This window comes from Rapidithrix thailandica (assembly GCF_039710355.1).
Lineage (GTDB): Bacteria > Bacteroidota > Bacteroidia > Cytophagales > Flammeovirgaceae > Rapidithrix > Rapidithrix thailandica.
This window is the reverse complement of sequence record NZ_JBDKWZ010000011.1, coordinates 210461-227127: the sequence shown is the minus strand read 5'-3', so window position 1 is coordinate 227127 and position 16667 is coordinate 210461. Positions and strand designations below refer to the sequence as shown.

The following is a 16667-nucleotide window of genomic DNA, read 5'->3' as shown; positions in this document are numbered from 1 at the left end:
TATATACAACAATTATATATAGTTACTAAGGTAACTATATTTCTATTATGGGAACTAAGATAATAAATCTTTCACGTTCATAAAGGTATTGGTAGCCACATGCGTATATATCTCTGTGGTCTTAGTTGAATTATGTCCCAATAATACGTAAGTTTGTTCCATTTTCCAATAAATGGGTTGCAAAGCTGTGGCGTAGCATATGGGGGCTAACCTTTTCTTTTATTCCCGCCCTTTTGCCTGCTTCACATACAATTTTTAACACACTTGAAGGATTGTATCTTTTACCAGATGGTCCTTCAAATAAATATTTCTTTGGTAAATAGGCTTTGTAATATACCCTGAGATCATCCAAGACGCTTTTACTGTCGATGTCGGATAGTTTAAGGTTTAACAATTCACTTCTTCTAAGTCCTGATGCATATAATAAGCCTAGGATACAACGGTGCTTAATATTGTTCGTAATGATATAAATTTCATAATCCAAGGTTTCCAATTTTCGGTAACGTGTTCGGATCAACAACCTTTCCTCCTGCATGATTCGATCCATCTCTAGTCGGTATTCCCAAAGTTCTTCTTATCAAATTATCTGTCCTAATAGCATGGGTGGTACTTGTGCGATTTTGCATCAATCGCACTCCACCGTCCCAAAGCCACATCATACATCCTGGCCCCGTAATCCATCCAGTTCAACCCAAACTTTTCCTGTTTTTCCTTACCGTTGTACCGTGACGCGTAGTCTGGAATTTGTGATCCGGAGCCCCTTGCTTCTCAAGCCCGGCCAGGTTGAGGCCGAAAGGATAGTAGACTAGCCGTCTGCAACTGGCCGTCTGCATAATTCTCCGGCACTATTACTTCCGGGGTGTGGGTGATTTTCAGGTCATCTAACGGGGACGCCTAGTCGGGGGCGCCCAGTTCAAACGTCCACATCACTTTCGCTCGCCACGAAGATTTTGACAAAACCGTTTTGGGTCAGGGTGATCTCCAGCAGGCTCAGTTTGTACCAGCCGTTGGTGCTGGCCGTTACATAGTGCACCTGGTTTTGAGTGATGGGTTGTTCGTTGCCCTCTGCATTGTACACCACCATCCATAAACCGTATACCAGCACTCCAAAAGCTTCCCATAGAAGTAAAAAACCAAGCACTACTACTTTATCGATATGTCCATCAGAGTTTTAAGACTAAACCGGCCCCTCCCCCAACCAATTGCCTGATGGGGGGGGGTAATAGAGGGCTTTTTTAGTAGTATTTATACTTGTATACTATAGAGTAATTATTCCTTCTTGTCGAATCCAAAAGGCCATCATCATTATAATAATGCTCTATAAACAACTCTGATTCCTTAAAACACTCTATCTTAATTAATTTACTATCACCACTATATTTATAAATCCAATTCAATCTAGGATTATCAAAATCTTCGTCTGAATATACTTTTCTGGAGATCAGCTTTGTATTATCATACTCATACCTTGTTAAAACGCCATAATCCAGATCTTTCCCCTCTGTTACCTTGCCTGAAGCATCTAACTTAAACTCTACCGTTCTTTCAAGTACATCAAGGTCTTTCTCCTCAAAATCCCATCTTAAGTGATTAATTAAATACCATTTTTGAAGTACCTTATTATCTTCCTTTTGGTATTCAATAAAATAATTTGATGGCACATCATTTACGGAGAGTAACCTTACCAAATTGCCTGAACTATCATACTCATACCTCTTCGTTGATGCATACTCTTTCTCTAAAGTAATCTGACCTTGTTTATTCAAATAAGTCGTATCAACTATATCAGTCGTATATGGCTCATAAGAAGTAATCATTCTTATACCTTGATTTTGAAAGGCTTTTTTAAATGGGTCAGGGTCTATAATTACACTAGACTCATTTTGACAACTAGTAATCATAAACGGAATAAAACTGATAGCAATTAATATCCTGTCCATCTCTTAATTACTTTTATTTTTTCGATAATTACCTTTAACCTTATTCGTCCCATACCTCTCCATCATACCTTTGATAAAAGTATTATTGTTACCCTTATCTGAGACACTACTCTTACCATTCTCATTAATATCTTTTATTAGATCATTACCCCCTTACATAATTCCTGAACCTGTATGTCCGTATTCTCCACTTCTAGATTGATTACGGATTCTTCTTTTAGAACTATGCCAAGAAAAGACAGCTTACTGATTACCATTAACCACTTTATCAAAGCTTCCAAAATTAATATGATATGAAAAAAATCCTCGATTTCCCGAAGGCTCTTCGTTCCTTTCAATCGCTTTTTCAACGTTCCCGATCTGAGAGATAAAGGGATTCAAACTCCCGCTTATAGCAAGCATTTTCTGTTTCAAATATACCTTTCTCGAAAGCTTGTTTATGTATCTCAGGAAGCTTTTTATATCTTTTTTTCCTCTTCCTATCAACACGCCTTGGAGATATAAAATCGTATGTACTGCTTAACATTAATACGACTTCAATATTACAGTCATCTACAAGCTCTATAGTTGTGGGTTCCACTCCCAAGAAACGGAAGGTTATTCTTTTCTTAGAAATAGGAATATCTATTTGAAAGAAACCATTCATGTCTACCCTTCCAACTTCAACTGTATCATTGATCATAATTGATGTTCCGGTCAAAATATCCAAATGCTCTGAGAGTACTCTGCCTTTAATGGTTTTATTCTGAGAATAAAGGCTACATACTGAAGCAGTAAATACAATAAATAGAATTAATAATCTCTTCATTTCAATGTTATCTTTTTCTTATACGAGGTTGTCTATACTGATGAGTATAGTCGTATTCTGTATTTGCCGTCAGGATGAATATGAAATACTTGGACAACATTAGCTGGAGAATAATCAGCTCCATATTTTTTGGACACTATCCCGCAAAGTGTGTAAACTAAAATTTTCATTAGTTAGGTCAGGCTCAGTTTAGCCTGACCCTTTTTCCAACTATAAGCAGAAAACTGTTAAGGAGTACCCCCCAGTTCCTGATTGGCATTGTCCATTTCCTGGTAGCCTCACGCAGGGCAAGGAAAACCGATTTCATTACCGCCTCATCCGTCGGGAAGGACAGTTTGTTTTTGGTGTATTTTCTGACCTTTCCATTGAGGTTTTCTATCAGGTTGGTGGTATAGATAATTTTTCTGATTTCTACGGGATAGTCAAAGAAAACGGTCAGTTCCTCCCGGTTGTCCCTCCAACTTCTTATGGCGTAGGAGTATTTGTCTTCCAATTCCGTCCATCCGCCAAAATCCCCTGTTCGATTCCTCCCATAACAACTTTCGCTTCACCATTCTTCTTGTACTTAACTTCCCCCTTATTATTGGTTTTCAGTATTCGATCTGGTTCGTCATTTGCTTCACCCACCTGAGTAACTTCCCCAGTCTTCCTGTTGAATGTAAAGGTCAGTCACAGTTGGGGCAATCCTTAGCAAGAGTCTTGCTGGGATGTTCTTTCCAATGCAGGATCGTACATTCTGACATGGAAGTCATAGATCGTTAGTTCCGGTTGCAATTCTTTCCCCTGATAGAGATACTTATGATCCGGAGCCCCTTGCTTCTCAAGCCCGGCCAGGTTGAGGCCGAAAGGATAGTAGACTAGCCGTCCGCAACTGGCCATCTGCAACTGACCGTCCGCATGATTCTCCTGCACTATTACTTCCGGGGTGTGGGTGATTTTCAGGTCATCTAACGGGGACGCCTAGTCGGGGGCGCCCAGTTCAAACGTCCACATCACTTTCGCTCGCCACGAAGATTTTGACAAAACCGTTTTGGGTCAGGGTAACAACAAAGGCTTACATTTTTACACAATGCAACATCTTGGTTGAATACTATAAATGCGCCTAACATTTAATATGGGTAAGGAACCCATGTATGAATCTTTTTACTAAAAATATATTTTAACTCCATTTTCTCTTCCTTTTTAACAGGGCAACATTCTCTGTGTTTACTATCTTCTTCTCCTTTACAAAAGGATTGTTTATGACCTAAAAAATATAAATCCAGATAATTATCATGATTAATATCTATATTTTGCAATGTTAAATTGCCATCTCTATAAGATACACAATCTAAAGAAGTATTGGTTGTGTAAGTAGATGATTCAAATATTGGCTTTATTTTTTCATTTTCATAACCATATACATAGAAATTGCCATAACCTCTGAAGGTAAAAGTTCCTCCAATATAAAAAAAATTAGCTCCTTTTCGGTGTTGTATTAAAACCGGCTCATCTATTATTTATAGATGAGCCTTCTCTTTTTTATAATCAATTAAAATCACCCATGATTTATATATAACTTCTGGTAAACTTTCATCTAATTTAGCAATAACCATATTTAAAGTATCAGAGCCATTTAGGTTTATATTTGTTTGTTTAATAAACTGAAGTTTTGCAATATCTATTTTCCCCATTTCATAGGTATCTAATATATCAGCCACAACTAGTGGCATATACTCAGATCGTTCAGCAATTTTTAAGGCCGTAATAAGTTTATCTGAAAAAAAGTATTGTCGCACATAATCTTTTTCTTGTGCAAATAGTCTGGAGTTCAATTGTAATATGACTCCAATGACAAATACAAAATGTATTATTTTCATATCTTAATTATCAGAAATTTTTTCAAGAAATTCGAATATGCCTTCCTTAGAATTATAATTTTCAGATGTACCTCTTTGAACAGAATTATAATATTTTTGGACCACTTGTTCATAATTTTTTACACCTCCACCATTGTACCGTTTGACAGCTTTAAACCAGTTATCTCCACCTGTCCAGCTTGTACCTCCTTTTGCATTTGTTGTTAAACCTTTTTGAAATAATATCCTTATTCCAGCAAAAACACTTTGAGAAGGAGTTGCACTTTGCCCTTTTATTAATCCAAATGCCTTTTTATAATCTCCCCAATCTGACTTACCATTATTTAAAGTAATATTTGCTTGCATAATATCACTTTTTCCTTTTTGCCCATAATATCCATCAAAAGTACCTGCACCTGTTTCCTTAAGGATTATAGCTTTTACTAGATTGGGATCCAAATCATTCGGACGTTTTCCATCTAGTGTTTTTCCATTTGTATTTGAAGGTAAACCATTACCTCTGGAGTTAAGGTGTGCCAAGGGCCCACATAGGTGGGGCCAGCTGTAGATACAAGTGCATCAAACTCCCCAACGGCTTCATACATTTTCTTAATATCATCTACTGAAGTGATATCAGCTTTTATATCTCCGGATTTCGTCCCTACCGTTATAAGTTCGTGCTCATTTTTCCAGGCATTTACCAACTGTGTACCCATCGTTCCAGAAGCACCTACAAGTACTATTTTCATTCAATTTCTATTTTAAAAGTTTTGTAAGACATATTCTTTGTTGAGCATCATTCCCGTTTTTGTTCCCATTGCTACAGCATTGGCCACGGTTCGTATTTTTGTGGTGTTATCACCACAAGCATAGACCCCTCCCACCGAGGTTTTCTGCATACCATCTATGGCAATGTAGCCCATATCATCCAAGGCACAACCTAACGCTTCAGGTACTGTGCAATGCTGTTTAAAGGGTAGACGGGCATAGAGTGCATCCACAGCCATTGTGGAGCCATCAGCAAACTGGATGTAATTGATATAGCCTTCATTATGTTCAAATGCGCTAATTTTTGTCTCTACAATTTTGATATCCCTACTTTTTAAAAAGTGGGTTTCATCTTCAGACAAGGTAGAGGTACCATTAGTGTATAGTGTTAAGTCATCCGTCCAGTTGGAAATCAATTGGGAAAACTCAAAACCAAAATCGCCATTCCCAAGGATACCGGTAACCTTGGAACGCACCTCATAACCGTGACAATACGGACAATGTAAAACGGAGATGCCCCAGCATTCCGAAAACCCTTTAATATCAGGCATTATGTCATAGATACCGGTAGCAAAAACCAAACGTGCCGCTTTAAAATACTCTCCATTTTTAGTGTGGATCTCAAAGGTATTGTTAAGTTTTTTTCCGTCAATGACCAGCCCGTCCAAAAAATGAATGGTAGGATACGCCATAACCTGTCGGGTCGCCAACTCACTAATGGATTCGGGTGTCTTACCATCTTGGGTTATGAAGTTATGGGAATGTGGTGTCTGCCTATTACAAGGTGTACCACTATCGATAATCAATACTTTTCTCAAGGCGCGTCCCAAGGCCATAGCAGCTGCTAAGCCAGAGTAGCTTCCACCAACTATAATCACGTCAAATTCTGTATCACTCATTGTATTCTGATTTATAAAGTTTACTTTTTGCCAAGGCAGCAGGCTTACACTAACAAGCGCCAACCCACTATTTTTAATGAAATCCCTTCGCTTAATGCCTTTGTTATCTTTTTTCATATCCTATTGATGTCGATCTCTTAAGTTATTTTGTTTCTATGCTCAATCATAAGTACAAGTCTTGCCGTACAGTAAAGCCCTATACCATAGATTATATGGATGATTGAAGTCTTAAATAAAAGCGGCACTTGTCTATCCAATTCCGAAAAGGCAAATCCAAAACCAAACAAGGGTTGAATGATAAATAAAGCAGGCAGGTATGACACGAGCCCTACCACTAGTGCCGGTAAAAACTTAGGCGTATACAACCATTCTTTTGTGAAAAACAGGAGCAATAAAAATGCAAAGGAGATACCGGCGATATAATGGACAATATAGCCGTATACGAGTTCGTTCGTAGCACTTCCGGTCTGAATAATCGTATTGTGTACATAAATACCATCAAGAGCATAAGCGATATACCTGCCCACAAACCGAAGACCATTGGTAGTCACTTTAAAAAAGCCCAGTACAGTTGTAAAAAGGTCGATGCATAAAGTTCCACCTAGACCAATGACAACAACTCTGAGAAAAAGAGTATACATATTATTCAATTTATACATCATTTGGGTTGCTCATTATTTTTAGGATTGATTCGCTGCAAGAACTTATTCAGGGATGGTAAACCAATAAAAACCAAAAAGGGTACAAGGATCAGGGTAATCAACAACGTACGTAAATAAGTGGGTATGCCATTCAGGGTTTCTTGAAAGAGATAAAGAAAAAGAGTCAACAACGGATATATCAAAACCCATATTTTGAGCGAAGCAATCAATTTTATTTTCATAGGTAAGAGAAATTAAAGGGTTGATAACAAAAATCTTACGCTACAAAAATATGGTGGCTGTTGGCTGTTGGGATAGGAGGAAAATAAAGTTGAATAGGATTTTTCTAAAAAAGCTAAAAGTAAGAGGGTTTATATAGCAGATATTTTAGATCGTCTGTACTCTTCAGGTGATTTCCCCGTATTGGTTTTGAAAAAGCGGATAAATCACCATAACCTAAATGGTACGCTATTTCTTTGATTTGAAATGCCAAGAATGTATCGTTTAGCTTCAAGTTAAATGAGAGCTTCATACTGCTTTGTAGGAGTCCGGGTTCAATTTAAAAAAGTTCTTTTCCCGCATGCCTTTTGGGTGTATGAATCGGTGAGCTTGTAGAAGTTATTGCCAAATTGAATCAAAAATCCTTCCGACCCAGGTTTTAAATGTAACTGATGTACTTGTCCCGGTCACAGCTTGTCGAAATAATCCAAGGCGCTGAGGACTTCGCTGGACCGGCTGTTGTCCTTGTATTTCACCAGGTCGGTGGTAGTCGCCAAGACATTGGTTTCACCCGAGGCTTCTCCCAAAGCTCCCGTACATATTGGTGGTTGTACCTACTCTCACCACCTTGGCCACCTTGCCGCACACCGTCCATTCGATCCGGTCAATGCCTTCGTTGGCGTCTCGGAGCAGATTGCTAATTTCATGTATCGTAAAAACAGACCAAAGCACTGGAGACTATCTAGGGAGAAGATCAAAAGGCCATTCAATAAAAAATAGCCCTGCAACTCATGCGGTGCCTTCACACCTATATTTCCTCTGGTAGTAACTTATCTGATAAGTCTACCTTCCAAAAAAACTTAAGCACATCTTGTGCTCAATGGATTAGTTATCACTTAAGATTGCTAATGCAAAAACCTCTCAATGCTATATACATTTAATTTTTCTCTTTTTCCTTTTAGTAACTTCTGGGCAATATAAGTTATGTTGATATCTACACTTGTCGTAAAACCGGAGTCAAATAGATGTTCAGATACTAGAAATGATTTTTTCATTTTATTGCATAAACCTTCAATACGTGCCGCTACATTAAGGACATCGCCATGATAAGCAATCATTTTCTTTATTTCACCCACCTCACTTATCATCACTAAACCAATGTCAGCACCAGCTTTAAAAGAAGGTTGTATATTGTATTTAGACATATAGTACATTTTTCTTTTTTTTAATTCATCCTCGAAATCAAAAAATAAAGCAATCATATGTGATTTGTTTTCGGGGGTGTTTTTCCAATGTAATACTACTTGATCTCCAACATACTGGTAAACTTCCGCTTTGTGGGAGATAATTAATGTAGTTAAATCCTTAAAACAATCTTGAATTAAAGAACTATATTGATAATGCCCCATTTCTTCGGCTAAGGTTGTAGAATCATTTAAATCTAAAAATAAAAATATACGATTGTCTTCAACTGGCTTTCTATATTTCCCAATTAAAAAAAATAATAAAGTCTTATGCCCTAATTGCTCATTAATTTGCCTTAAAAAGTTAATTAAAAAGCTTATTAAATAAGAATAAACAATAAGTAATATAAGCCCACTATTAGTGGTAAATACATAAGTAAATGCATTAATCGGTTTTATGCCATAGTATAAGGCAATATCCACAAAAAAATAAGCAACTTTATAAACAATAAATAAAAATATAGATACGTGTAAAATGCTTTTAATGAAAATTTTTGTGAAATAAGCATTTCTAAACAATTTATAATCCAGTATGATATAGTCTAAAGTTTCGATTAAAAACCCTGATAAGAAGGCAGAAGGAAAGCTAACAATAAGTAAAAAGAGAAGGGCGTCAGATAAATTATCAAAATCTTGCAGTATAAGTGATAAGGTAACCTGAAAAGATACAAAGAAAACCAACCATGTAGTAATGGTAAAAGATAAAAACTGAATATAACGCTTACCAATCATCAAAATAATAGAAGCTTATATTCAGTTTTTAGAAATTCGAAATCTACTTTTCTTAATGTTGCACTGGTTTTTTTCTTCAGTCGTTCAATATGAAAATCAACACTGCCGGAGCTTACATAAAAGGCTTCAATATTATCAGTTTTAGATAATGATTCTTTTTCAAAATTATCTACTAATAAAATAGTCATGCCGCCACATTTTTTGATGTATTATCTTTTTTGGATAGATAGATTTTAGTAGCAATAATTATAGGTGCAGCGCATAAAAAAACCATAGATATGGCAAAAAAAGTATTTTGAAAAGCCAATACTGCAGATTGTACATTCAATGCAATATTTACGGTGCCTAAAGCAGCCTTTTCAGCCTCAATAGGATTTAGCCCTCTAGAAATTAAGGCTTGAGTAACACCTTGTACCCTTTCATCCAAGAAAGGATTATAAGGGGTTAGATGACTAGATAAATTGTTTTTATGAAAGGCTATTTGATGCGCAAGATAGGTAGGTAAAAATGCCATGGCAAACGAACCCCCACATTGTCGGCCAAAATTAAATAAGCCAACACCAGTTAATAGTTGGTGTCCCTTTAATTCATTAAAGGCGATAAAAGTAATGGGTACAAATAATAACCCCAACCCTAAACCACGTAACATCATAGGCGGGTTAATGTCAGGAAAACCAGAATCTATAGTCACAGAAGAAACCAAAATCATAGATGTGATCACACAAACAACACCTGAAACAACACTGATAAAGGGAGGAATCTTTTTTGTATCAATAATAATAGCACTCATAATAAGCCCCACCAATACAGCAACACCACTAGGGAATAAGGTATAACCAACCGCGGCACTTTGATAACGCAATACATTTTGCACAAAGGCAGGGACAATGGTACCGCTACCAAACAAAGCAAAACCAGAAACAAAGCTTATTAAAAATGCAAAGGCAAAAGAAGGGTTTTGTAATACAGAAAAATCAATAAGTCTCTCTCTTTTTCTATCCCGGTTATTTTTAAAAAAGAAAACTAAAACGGAACCGATTCCCACAATGGTTAGTAAAATAATCTTCTTTTCTTCAAACCAATCATATCTAGAACCTTCTTCAAGAATAAACTGAAGCGAGCAAAGTCCAATAGCTAGAAAAAGAACACTAATCCAGCTAATTTTCCTTACAGAAGCTTTTGGGAGCACATCTTTTGGAATGTTTTGAAGGAAAGGAATGGCACATAACCCCATTACAACGGCAGCTAAAAATATCAATTGCCAGGTATAATGATACGTTAACCAACCACTAAATGCAGGGGTAATATTAGGCCCTAATACGATGGCAAGGCTAAAGATAGCCTGTATCATTCCTTGTTTTTTTATAGGAAAGATGGTAAATAATATAGTTTGCGAAACCGTATAAAAGGCGGCACTACCAGCACCTAAGAAAAAGCGTCCTGTAACAAATAAATTCATGGAGGTTGTAGTACCGCATATAAAAGCCCCTAACACAAAAATGGCAAGAGAGTATAAAACGATGTGCTTGGCACCATAGCGTTTTGTAAGGTGTATGGATAGTATTAGAAAAATCAGTTTAGCCATAAAATAGGCAATATTCATCCAAGCAATTTCATCAGAGGTAGCATTTAAAAAACCAGCAATTTCGTCAATAGCAACCGAAGACGATGTTGCAACCAAAATATCTAATCCTGCACAAAGTGTCAATCCTATTAAAATGAGCCACTTTTTACCAATACTCAAAGGAATACTTTTAGCCGTTTTTTTACTTTCTATAAGCCCTTCTATCGCTGTCATCTTTATATTATTTATTTAATTAGTTTAACTATAACGCTCATGCCAGCACGCAAAGAAATGTCTTTTAATTCAGTAGGTTCAAATACAATTTTAACGGGTATGCGTTGTGTAACCTTTGTGAAATTTCCCGTAGCATTATCTGCAGGAAAGAGTGAGAATTTTGCGCCAGTAGCTGCTGCTATAGATTCTATTTTTCCATCAAATATTTTTCCCGGAAAAGCGTCTATCGTCATCGTGACTTTTTGACCAATGGTCATTTCAGAAACTTGTACTTCTTTAAAATTTGCAACCACCCATAAGTCTGTTGAATTCGTAACCGCCATTAAGGGTTGGCCAGGTCTAACAACTTGACCGGGTTGTATCATTTTTCTTGAAATCCTACCACTTGAGGGAGCTTTAATTTCTGTATACGATAGCTTTAATTCGGCATTTCTAACATTTACTTTAGCAGCTTGTATTGCAGCATCAATACTACTTATTTTTTTTAGCGCTGCCTCATATTGACTGTTAGATGCCAAATATTGTTGTTGTGCAGCGGTAACTTGGGAGTTTACTACTTCAACATTTGTTTCTAAATCATCTAGTTTGGATTGTGGTATAATGTCATCCGCTTTAAGATTGGTAAACCTTACCAAATCAGTGTTCAACCGCTCTTTTTTAGCCTTTGTCACAGCGATGTTGGTATACGCTGCTTTAGAAGCAGCCATAGACGACTGCATAACCGAAAGCGCAGCAGCTTTTTCTGCTTCAATTTGAGCTAATCCAGCTCTCGCTTGTGCTACTGTCAATTCAATATCAGCCGGGTCTATTTTTGCTAATACTTGTTCCTTTTCTACATACTCATTATCATCAACTAGCACTTCCAGTATTTGTCCGCCTACTTTTGGATTTACCGGGTAAATATGCCCTTCCACTTGTGCATTATCGGTGGTCTCATATTTAAGAAAAGTGCCTATTAAATAGGTGCAATATACTAGTGTAGTAATGATAAGAGATATTAAAAGTATCTTCTTGGTTGCTTTTGTCTTCTTCTTTGGTGCCATGATGTTTTACGTTTATTTTATTCCCAGATTTTTATACCTTTAGCTTGTTGTAATTTGTAATGTGCCAGCGTGCATTTATATTCGGATTCTAATAGAACTAATTGTGCTTTGGAGTAGGCAACTTCAGTATCTAATAAATCCAAATTCGTTATTAATTGATTTTCGTACCGCTTTCTAGCTTGCTCTACGGCGGTCTCTGCTTGAACAATCAAAATTTTAGAGTTTTCATATTGGCTAATAGCGTTCTCTAGTGCAGTTTTCGCTATTGATAATTTAGTATCAATTTCAGTTTTCACTTCTTCTATATGCCAATTATTATTCGCTCTTTTAATAGCTGCAATCTCTTTTTCGTGTTTAACCTTAAAGCCTTGAAAAATAGGTAGGGTAACTTTTGCAAATACAGCATTGTTAAATCTAAATTCATCTAAATCAGGCATATAACCGTTCTGATACCCTGTAGTTCCACCAATAGTAACAATTGGCAGGTTTCCTTTATTAGCTAGTTTTTCAGATTGTCCTAATATAGAGTCTATGTATTTGGTAATAGCTAAAGCGTTTTGTTGGCCTTCTTCAAATGAAGTGGATTTTACCATAAGGTTTTCAATCTGAATTTCGCCAGTGATTTTTAAAACAACATTGGTGTCAATACCCATAAGGCCTTTTAGATGTTGCTTTAACTTGTGTAAAGAATTTTCTAAATGAGTCTTCCGGTTTTTAGCAGCGGTAATTTGAACGTTAGTATTTATTCTATCAAACCTAGTAGCGAGTCCATTAGCTATAAACCCATCCGTACGCAACAGATTTCTATTTAATGACGCTATAAGTTTATCTTGAACCGTAATGGCATTTTTAGTAAATAGTATTGAGTGATAGAGTTCTGTGGCAGCATAGGTTAGTTTTTTTTGAGCCGCTATCAAACCTTCGTCAGCTATTAATTTCTCAATTTTTGCAATGTTAATTATTGTGTTAGCTCTACCAAAATCATATAAGGTATACTGTATTCCAGCGTGTACATCCCAATTATCATTAGGAAACAGAGGCAGGGTTACAGGTGTTTTGCCTAAAGGTAAGCTAACTTCTGATATGGGATCAACGTAGGCAAAAGACCCCTCCAAAAATATTTTAGGGTATTTATGCTGTTTAGCCAAATCTATTTTAGAGGTATATAGATCCTGCTTACCTTTAGCCTGTTTTAACGTAGGGTTGTTTTCAATAATTTGTTGTAGTACGTCCTGTAGATTGTACGTTTTTGTAGCGTTCTGTGCCAATACCCCAAGGCAACCAGAAAAAAGAAATACAATTAAAGAGAACAGATGGCATCTTTTCATATCAATAATATTTTGGTACAATAGTATTTAGTAGCACAGTGTACTATTTGGGTAAAAAAAATTACGTTAAGTTTTTTTCTATTTGTTGCAATACCTCTTGAAAAATAATAAGATGCTCTTGAGGAATGTTTTTATGAGCTTCGTCCAAAGTCTTTTTCACTATAGGGGTAAGCTGCTTTTCAATGTTTTTTCCCATTGCGGTGAGCTGTATTAAATTAGAACGGCGGTCAGTCGGATGAGGAACTCTCTGTATTAAATGACGCTTTTCTAAACCATCAACCAGTTTTGTAACACTTGTTTTAAATTTTCCCACACTCTCACCTAGTTCATTCTGTGTTCTGTTATCTTCATTCCATAATACAACTAGCATTTTCAATTGCTCTGCTGTTATATCAAAACCTGCTTTTAAAAAGTTCTGGTTAATCTTATTGATAAGTAATAAGGAAACGGTACGTATCTGGTAACCTGTAGTTTCATGCAAATTAGAACTCATAATTTTTGCTAGTTTTTGAAATGTTCTGACAAATATATAAAAAATAGTAGCATAGTGTACTATTTTTTATAAAGATTTTCTTTTTATAAAATATCAGGAAAAAGATTAACAGTGAAGTGAATTAAACTTTTTCTTTTTCCTAAAAAATGTTTCAAAAACGCCTCCTCTGTGTTACTTTTTTCAACAAGAGCTTTGGCTATTCTCTTCAAAAAGTGCCTTGATGAACCGGTTTTGATTCTATTTTCGGTCAAAAACTATAAGTTTAAATCACTTCAGTGCCTGTTCTAAAATTTTAAAAATACTCGAAGGTGATTTGGAAGTTCCAGAAGAAGAAAACACAGATGTATTATTAAAAGCAGAAAGCTCTAAGCCGTTTTTTATCTAAATTGTTTTGGCCTCAAATTTTTACTCGCATTTTCTGCGATTTCTAGTATTCTCTTTTGCCTTGTCTCTGGTCTTTTAGCAGAAATCACCCAGTACAACAAAATCTTTTTAATGGACTTACTTAAACTATCAAAGTATTCCTTTGAACCTTTGTAATTTGCCAATTCTTCTTTTAAATCTTCCGGGACTACAAGTGCTTCCACTTCATTCAAAATTGACCAAGAACCATTTTGTTTGGCAGTGTCGATGCTGTCAAAACCTGCTTTGGTCATTAGGTTGTTTTGAATGAGTTTGGCAACTTTTTCTTTGTTTATTTTTGACCATGTGCTATTGGGTTTTCTTTTACTGAAATATTGCATATACCTTTCTTTGTCAATGGTCTTTTTAGTGCTATCTATCCACCCAAAGCAAAGTGCCTCATCAACCGCTTCACTCCAACTCATAGAAGCAACTTTGGTTGATGACCTAAAATAAACAAGCCAAACAGCCTGTTTCGACTGATGATTTTTTTCCAACCATTTTCGCCAGGCTGTCCGGCTTTCAGGGCAATATGTTTCTATTTCGTTTTTAGGCATTCTATTGTTCCAGCCATTTTAATATCACTTGATTGGTTTCTTCCGGCATTTCTTGTTGGATCCAATGACCGCAATCCAGACTGACCACTTCCACATTGGGCACGAAGGCGGGTAGTCTTTCAAACTTCGGGATCATATCCTGTTCGCCATAGATCATGAGTGCGGGCTGTTGGATGATTGGGTTCACGTCCGCTAATAAGTGCCAGTTGCGGTCAAGATTCCTGTACCAATTGATACTCCCGGTGAACCCTGATGCTTCGAAAGCGGAGACGAAAACAGCCAATTCGTCATCGGCCATTACAGGCTCACCGAATGGCTCTTCTGCTCTGGCAAGATTAATCATCCACATTCCAGGCTCAGGCGGTGCGGGAGGTACGTTCTTCCGGAACATATTGTGAAGGAACTGGGAGGCATTTTCATCCAATATAGCATCTGCGACTCCAGGTTGTCGATTGAAGTGAACAAAATAGAAGTCTCCGCCAAATATTTCTTCCATAAACTCAATCCAAGGCCTTTCTCCACGCTCTTGATAAGGCAAAGCCAAGTTTATCACTTTATTTACCCGCTCCGGATGCAATAGTGTCAAATTCCAAACGACATTTGCACCCCAATCATGACCGACAAAGGTAGCATCTTCGTAGCCGTAGTGATCGAGAAGTGCTACGAGGTCCCCTGTCAAGTGTTCAATATCATAATCAGTTACTTCAGTCGGACGAGAAGAGTTACCATAACCTCGCTGATTTGGGACAATGACATGGTAGCCTGCTTTGACAAGGACGGGAATTTGATGGCGCCAAGAAAACGCATGCTCCGGAAAGCCGTGACAGAGTACGATAGGTTTACCTGCATTTTGTCGGCCTGCTTCAAACACTTCGAGCTCTACATCATTGACTGAAATCATAGTCGGCTTTGGAAATTCGATTGGACTAAGCCTTGTGTCAATTACGTTTGTCATTCTTTTTATTGTTTAAAAATTGATGTGATGCAAACGTAAACCGAGTCGGTGACAGCCCTATGTCAAAGGTCAGCAAAAAATTAATGGTATTTGTCAAAATACTCTTGTAAAGTCAAATTGTGAGGTTCAAAGTTTTCTGATAGAATTTCCATTTGTTGAATTCTGTCCAATCGGAAAAACCGGAATTCCGTACGCAAACGACACCATGCGACCAAATACCAATTTTCGGCAGACAATATAGCAAATGGCTCTATCAATCTGTTTGTTGCAATTCCCTCCTTATTAATATAATGCATCTTGACGAGCTTGTAATTGGTAAGTGCATTTTGCAAATCTGACAAATAGTTACTGCTTCTTTCTTGGTTTATAACTTGGTTATATTGAGTTCTATTAGCCAGCAAATTTGCTTTGTCTTTGATGGTATATCCTAAAATTGATTTTATTTTATCAATGGCTTCCGAATAATCTTTTACAAATGAGGCATCCTTGTTTTTCAATACTAACTGCTCTGCAAGAATTAGGGCGTTTGCTTGACTTTCGGTAAACATTACAGGTGGAATTTTATAACCTTCCATTAACGTATACCCCTTCCCTTCTTCGGTTAAAATAGGGACTCCGGCTTTCTCCAAGGTTCTTATATCTCGGTAGATTGTTCTTTTACTAACTTGAAATTTTTCAGAGAGGCTTGTTGCTGTCAATCGTCTTTTAGTTTGCAATTGAGTCAAAATTGCAGTTAATCTTGAAATCCTCTTGATATCATCTCCTTCCATTCAGGATTTGTTGAATTTTTATTTGTTAATGGCTTACAATGTTCTGCAGCTATGCAACGCTGCTACTCCTAAAGATAAATGAAATTTAGCGAAGGGATGAATGAGCTAGAACGATTTATTGTTCGAAGTGAGATTCAGTAATGGGGCATAGGTGCTGTTAGCAACAGTCCTTTTAATCAACAAAGGTTTTTCGGATAACATCTTTACCTTCCCTTTCACTCCAACTAACAGA

General features: G+C 36.8%; 20 protein-coding genes and 1 pseudogene. All 21 read right to left on the bottom strand.

Features of this window, described 5'->3' with window-relative positions; all coding sequences use genetic code 11:
* Positions 1-130 precede the first annotated feature (130 nt).
* Positions 131-547 carry a tyrosine-type recombinase/integrase gene (locus AAG747_RS19200; RefSeq protein ID WP_346822832.1) on the bottom strand — a complete coding sequence of 139 codons (417 nt, stop codon included), beginning with the start codon at positions 545-547 and terminating at the stop codon, positions 131-133.
* A gap of 366 nt (positions 548-913) precedes the next feature.
* Positions 914-1141 (bottom strand): hypothetical protein, encoded by a 228-nt coding sequence (locus AAG747_RS19195; RefSeq protein WP_346822831.1) that lies wholly within the window; start codon positions 1139-1141, stop codon positions 914-916.
* A 94-nt stretch (positions 1142-1235) separates the two neighbouring features.
* Positions 1236-1940, bottom strand: a complete 705-nt coding sequence (locus AAG747_RS19190; protein WP_346822830.1) for a hypothetical protein — start codon at positions 1938-1940, stop codon at positions 1236-1238.
* Between the two features lie 346 nt (positions 1941-2286).
* A complete protein-coding gene (locus AAG747_RS19185) occupies positions 2287-2748 on the bottom strand; it encodes a hypothetical protein (RefSeq protein ID WP_346822829.1) in 462 nt (153 codons plus the stop codon).
* 184 nt (positions 2749-2932) lie between these two features.
* Positions 2933-3235, bottom strand: a pseudogene (locus tag AAG747_RS19180) (transposase); the annotation flags it as partial.
* 200 nt (positions 3236-3435) lie between these two features.
* Positions 3436-3660 carry a hypothetical protein gene (locus AAG747_RS19175; protein ID WP_346822828.1) on the bottom strand — a complete coding sequence of 75 codons (225 nt, stop codon included), beginning with the start codon at positions 3658-3660 and terminating at the stop codon, positions 3436-3438.
* A 587-nt stretch (positions 3661-4247) separates the two neighbouring features.
* A complete protein-coding gene (locus AAG747_RS19170) occupies positions 4248-4607 on the bottom strand; it encodes a hypothetical protein (RefSeq protein WP_346822827.1) in 360 nt (119 codons plus the stop codon).
* A gap of 3 nt (positions 4608-4610) precedes the next feature.
* The gene (locus AAG747_RS19165; RefSeq protein ID WP_346822826.1) at positions 4611-5045 is read right to left on the bottom strand and encodes a hypothetical protein; all 435 of its coding nucleotides are present in this window, start codon (positions 5043-5045) and stop codon (positions 4611-4613) included.
* A 20-nt stretch (positions 5046-5065) separates the two neighbouring features.
* Positions 5066-5335 (bottom strand): NAD-dependent epimerase/dehydratase family protein, encoded by a 270-nt coding sequence (locus AAG747_RS19160; protein WP_346822825.1) that lies wholly within the window; start codon positions 5333-5335, stop codon positions 5066-5068.
* Positions 5336-5347: 12 nt separating this feature from the next.
* Positions 5348-6253, bottom strand: a complete 906-nt coding sequence (locus AAG747_RS19155; protein ID WP_346822824.1) for an NAD(P)/FAD-dependent oxidoreductase — start codon at positions 6251-6253, stop codon at positions 5348-5350.
* A gap of 137 nt (positions 6254-6390) precedes the next feature.
* Positions 6391-6894 carry a DUF2938 family protein gene (locus AAG747_RS19150; RefSeq protein ID WP_346822823.1) on the bottom strand — a complete coding sequence of 168 codons (504 nt, stop codon included), beginning with the start codon at positions 6892-6894 and terminating at the stop codon, positions 6391-6393.
* Between the two features lie 17 nt (positions 6895-6911).
* On the bottom strand, positions 6912-7136 hold the full coding sequence (locus AAG747_RS29280) for a hypothetical protein (RefSeq protein WP_488168893.1): 225 nt from the start codon (positions 7134-7136) through the stop codon (positions 6912-6914).
* Between the two features lie 882 nt (positions 7137-8018).
* On the bottom strand, positions 8019-9089 hold the full coding sequence (locus tag AAG747_RS19145) for an adenylate/guanylate cyclase domain-containing protein (RefSeq protein WP_346822858.1): 1071 nt from the start codon (positions 9087-9089) through the stop codon (positions 8019-8021).
* Entirely contained in the window at positions 9089-9277 is a 189-nt protein-coding gene (locus AAG747_RS19140; RefSeq protein WP_346822822.1) for a hypothetical protein, read from the bottom strand. The genes AAG747_RS19145 and AAG747_RS19140 overlap by 1 nt, the downstream gene beginning before the upstream one ends.
* On the bottom strand, positions 9274-10887 hold the full coding sequence (locus AAG747_RS19135; RefSeq protein WP_346822821.1) for a DHA2 family efflux MFS transporter permease subunit: 1614 nt from the start codon (positions 10885-10887) through the stop codon (positions 9274-9276). The genes AAG747_RS19140 and AAG747_RS19135 overlap by 4 nt, the downstream gene beginning before the upstream one ends.
* Before the next feature lie 11 nt (positions 10888-10898).
* Positions 10899-11930: an HlyD family secretion protein gene (locus AAG747_RS19130; protein WP_346822820.1), complete on the bottom strand. Its 1032-nt coding sequence runs from the start codon at positions 11928-11930 to the stop codon at positions 10899-10901.
* Between the two features lie 17 nt (positions 11931-11947).
* A complete protein-coding gene (locus AAG747_RS19125; protein ID WP_346822819.1) occupies positions 11948-13258 on the bottom strand; it encodes a TolC family protein in 1311 nt (436 codons plus the stop codon).
* Positions 13259-13319: 61 nt separating this feature from the next.
* A complete protein-coding gene (locus AAG747_RS19120) occupies positions 13320-13751 on the bottom strand; it encodes a MarR family winged helix-turn-helix transcriptional regulator (protein WP_346822818.1) in 432 nt (143 codons plus the stop codon).
* Positions 13752-14128: 377 nt separating this feature from the next.
* Positions 14129-14710: a YdeI/OmpD-associated family protein gene (locus AAG747_RS19115; protein WP_346822817.1), complete on the bottom strand. Its 582-nt coding sequence runs from the start codon at positions 14708-14710 to the stop codon at positions 14129-14131.
* Position 14711: 1 nt separating this feature from the next.
* Positions 14712-15611: an alpha/beta fold hydrolase gene (locus AAG747_RS19110; RefSeq protein ID WP_346822857.1), complete on the bottom strand. Its 900-nt coding sequence runs from the start codon at positions 15609-15611 to the stop codon at positions 14712-14714.
* A gap of 134 nt (positions 15612-15745) precedes the next feature.
* The gene (locus tag AAG747_RS19105) at positions 15746-16435 is read right to left on the bottom strand and encodes a helix-turn-helix transcriptional regulator (RefSeq protein ID WP_346822816.1); all 690 of its coding nucleotides are present in this window, start codon (positions 16433-16435) and stop codon (positions 15746-15748) included.
* Positions 16436-16667 lie beyond the last annotated feature (232 nt).

Coding starts and splice junctions, on each gene's coding strand:
- AAG747_RS19200 (WP_346822832.1), bottom strand. CDS start 547: ATGGATCGAATCATGCAGGAGGAAAGGTTGTTGATCCGAACACGTTAC.
- AAG747_RS19190 (WP_346822830.1), bottom strand. CDS start 1,940: ATGGACAGGATATTAATTGCTATCAGTTTTATTCCGTTTATGATTACT.
- AAG747_RS19185 (WP_346822829.1), bottom strand. CDS start 2,748: ATGAAGAGATTATTAATTCTATTTATTGTATTTACTGCTTCAGTATGT.
- AAG747_RS19170 (WP_346822827.1), bottom strand. CDS start 4,607: ATGAAAATAATACATTTTGTATTTGTCATTGGAGTCATATTACAATTG.
- AAG747_RS19160 (WP_346822825.1), bottom strand. CDS start 5,335: ATGAAAATAGTACTTGTAGGTGCTTCTGGAACGATGGGTACACAGTTG.
- AAG747_RS19155 (WP_346822824.1), bottom strand. CDS start 6,253: ATGAGTGATACAGAATTTGACGTGATTATAGTTGGTGGAAGCTACTCT.
- AAG747_RS19150 (WP_346822823.1), bottom strand. CDS start 6,894: ATGTATACTCTTTTTCTCAGAGTTGTTGTCATTGGTCTAGGTGGAACT.
- AAG747_RS29280 (WP_488168893.1), bottom strand. CDS start 7,136: ATGAAAATAAAATTGATTGCTTCGCTCAAAATATGGGTTTTGATATAT.
- AAG747_RS19145 (WP_346822858.1), bottom strand. CDS start 9,089: ATGATTGGTAAGCGTTATATTCAGTTTTTATCTTTTACCATTACTACA.
- AAG747_RS19140 (WP_346822822.1), bottom strand. CDS start 9,277: ATGACTATTTTATTAGTAGATAATTTTGAAAAAGAATCATTATCTAAA.
- AAG747_RS19135 (WP_346822821.1), bottom strand. CDS start 10,887: ATGACAGCGATAGAAGGGCTTATAGAAAGTAAAAAAACGGCTAAAAGT.
- AAG747_RS19130 (WP_346822820.1), bottom strand. CDS start 11,930: ATGGCACCAAAGAAGAAGACAAAAGCAACCAAGAAGATACTTTTAATA.
- AAG747_RS19125 (WP_346822819.1), bottom strand. CDS start 13,258: ATGAAAAGATGCCATCTGTTCTCTTTAATTGTATTTCTTTTTTCTGGT.
- AAG747_RS19120 (WP_346822818.1), bottom strand. CDS start 13,751: ATGAGTTCTAATTTGCATGAAACTACAGGTTACCAGATACGTACCGTT.
- AAG747_RS19115 (WP_346822817.1), bottom strand. CDS start 14,710: ATGCCTAAAAACGAAATAGAAACATATTGCCCTGAAAGCCGGACAGCC.
- AAG747_RS19110 (WP_346822857.1), bottom strand. CDS start 15,611: ATGATTTCAGTCAATGATGTAGAGCTCGAAGTGTTTGAAGCAGGCCGA.
- AAG747_RS19105 (WP_346822816.1), bottom strand. CDS start 16,435: ATGGAAGGAGATGATATCAAGAGGATTTCAAGATTAACTGCAATTTTG.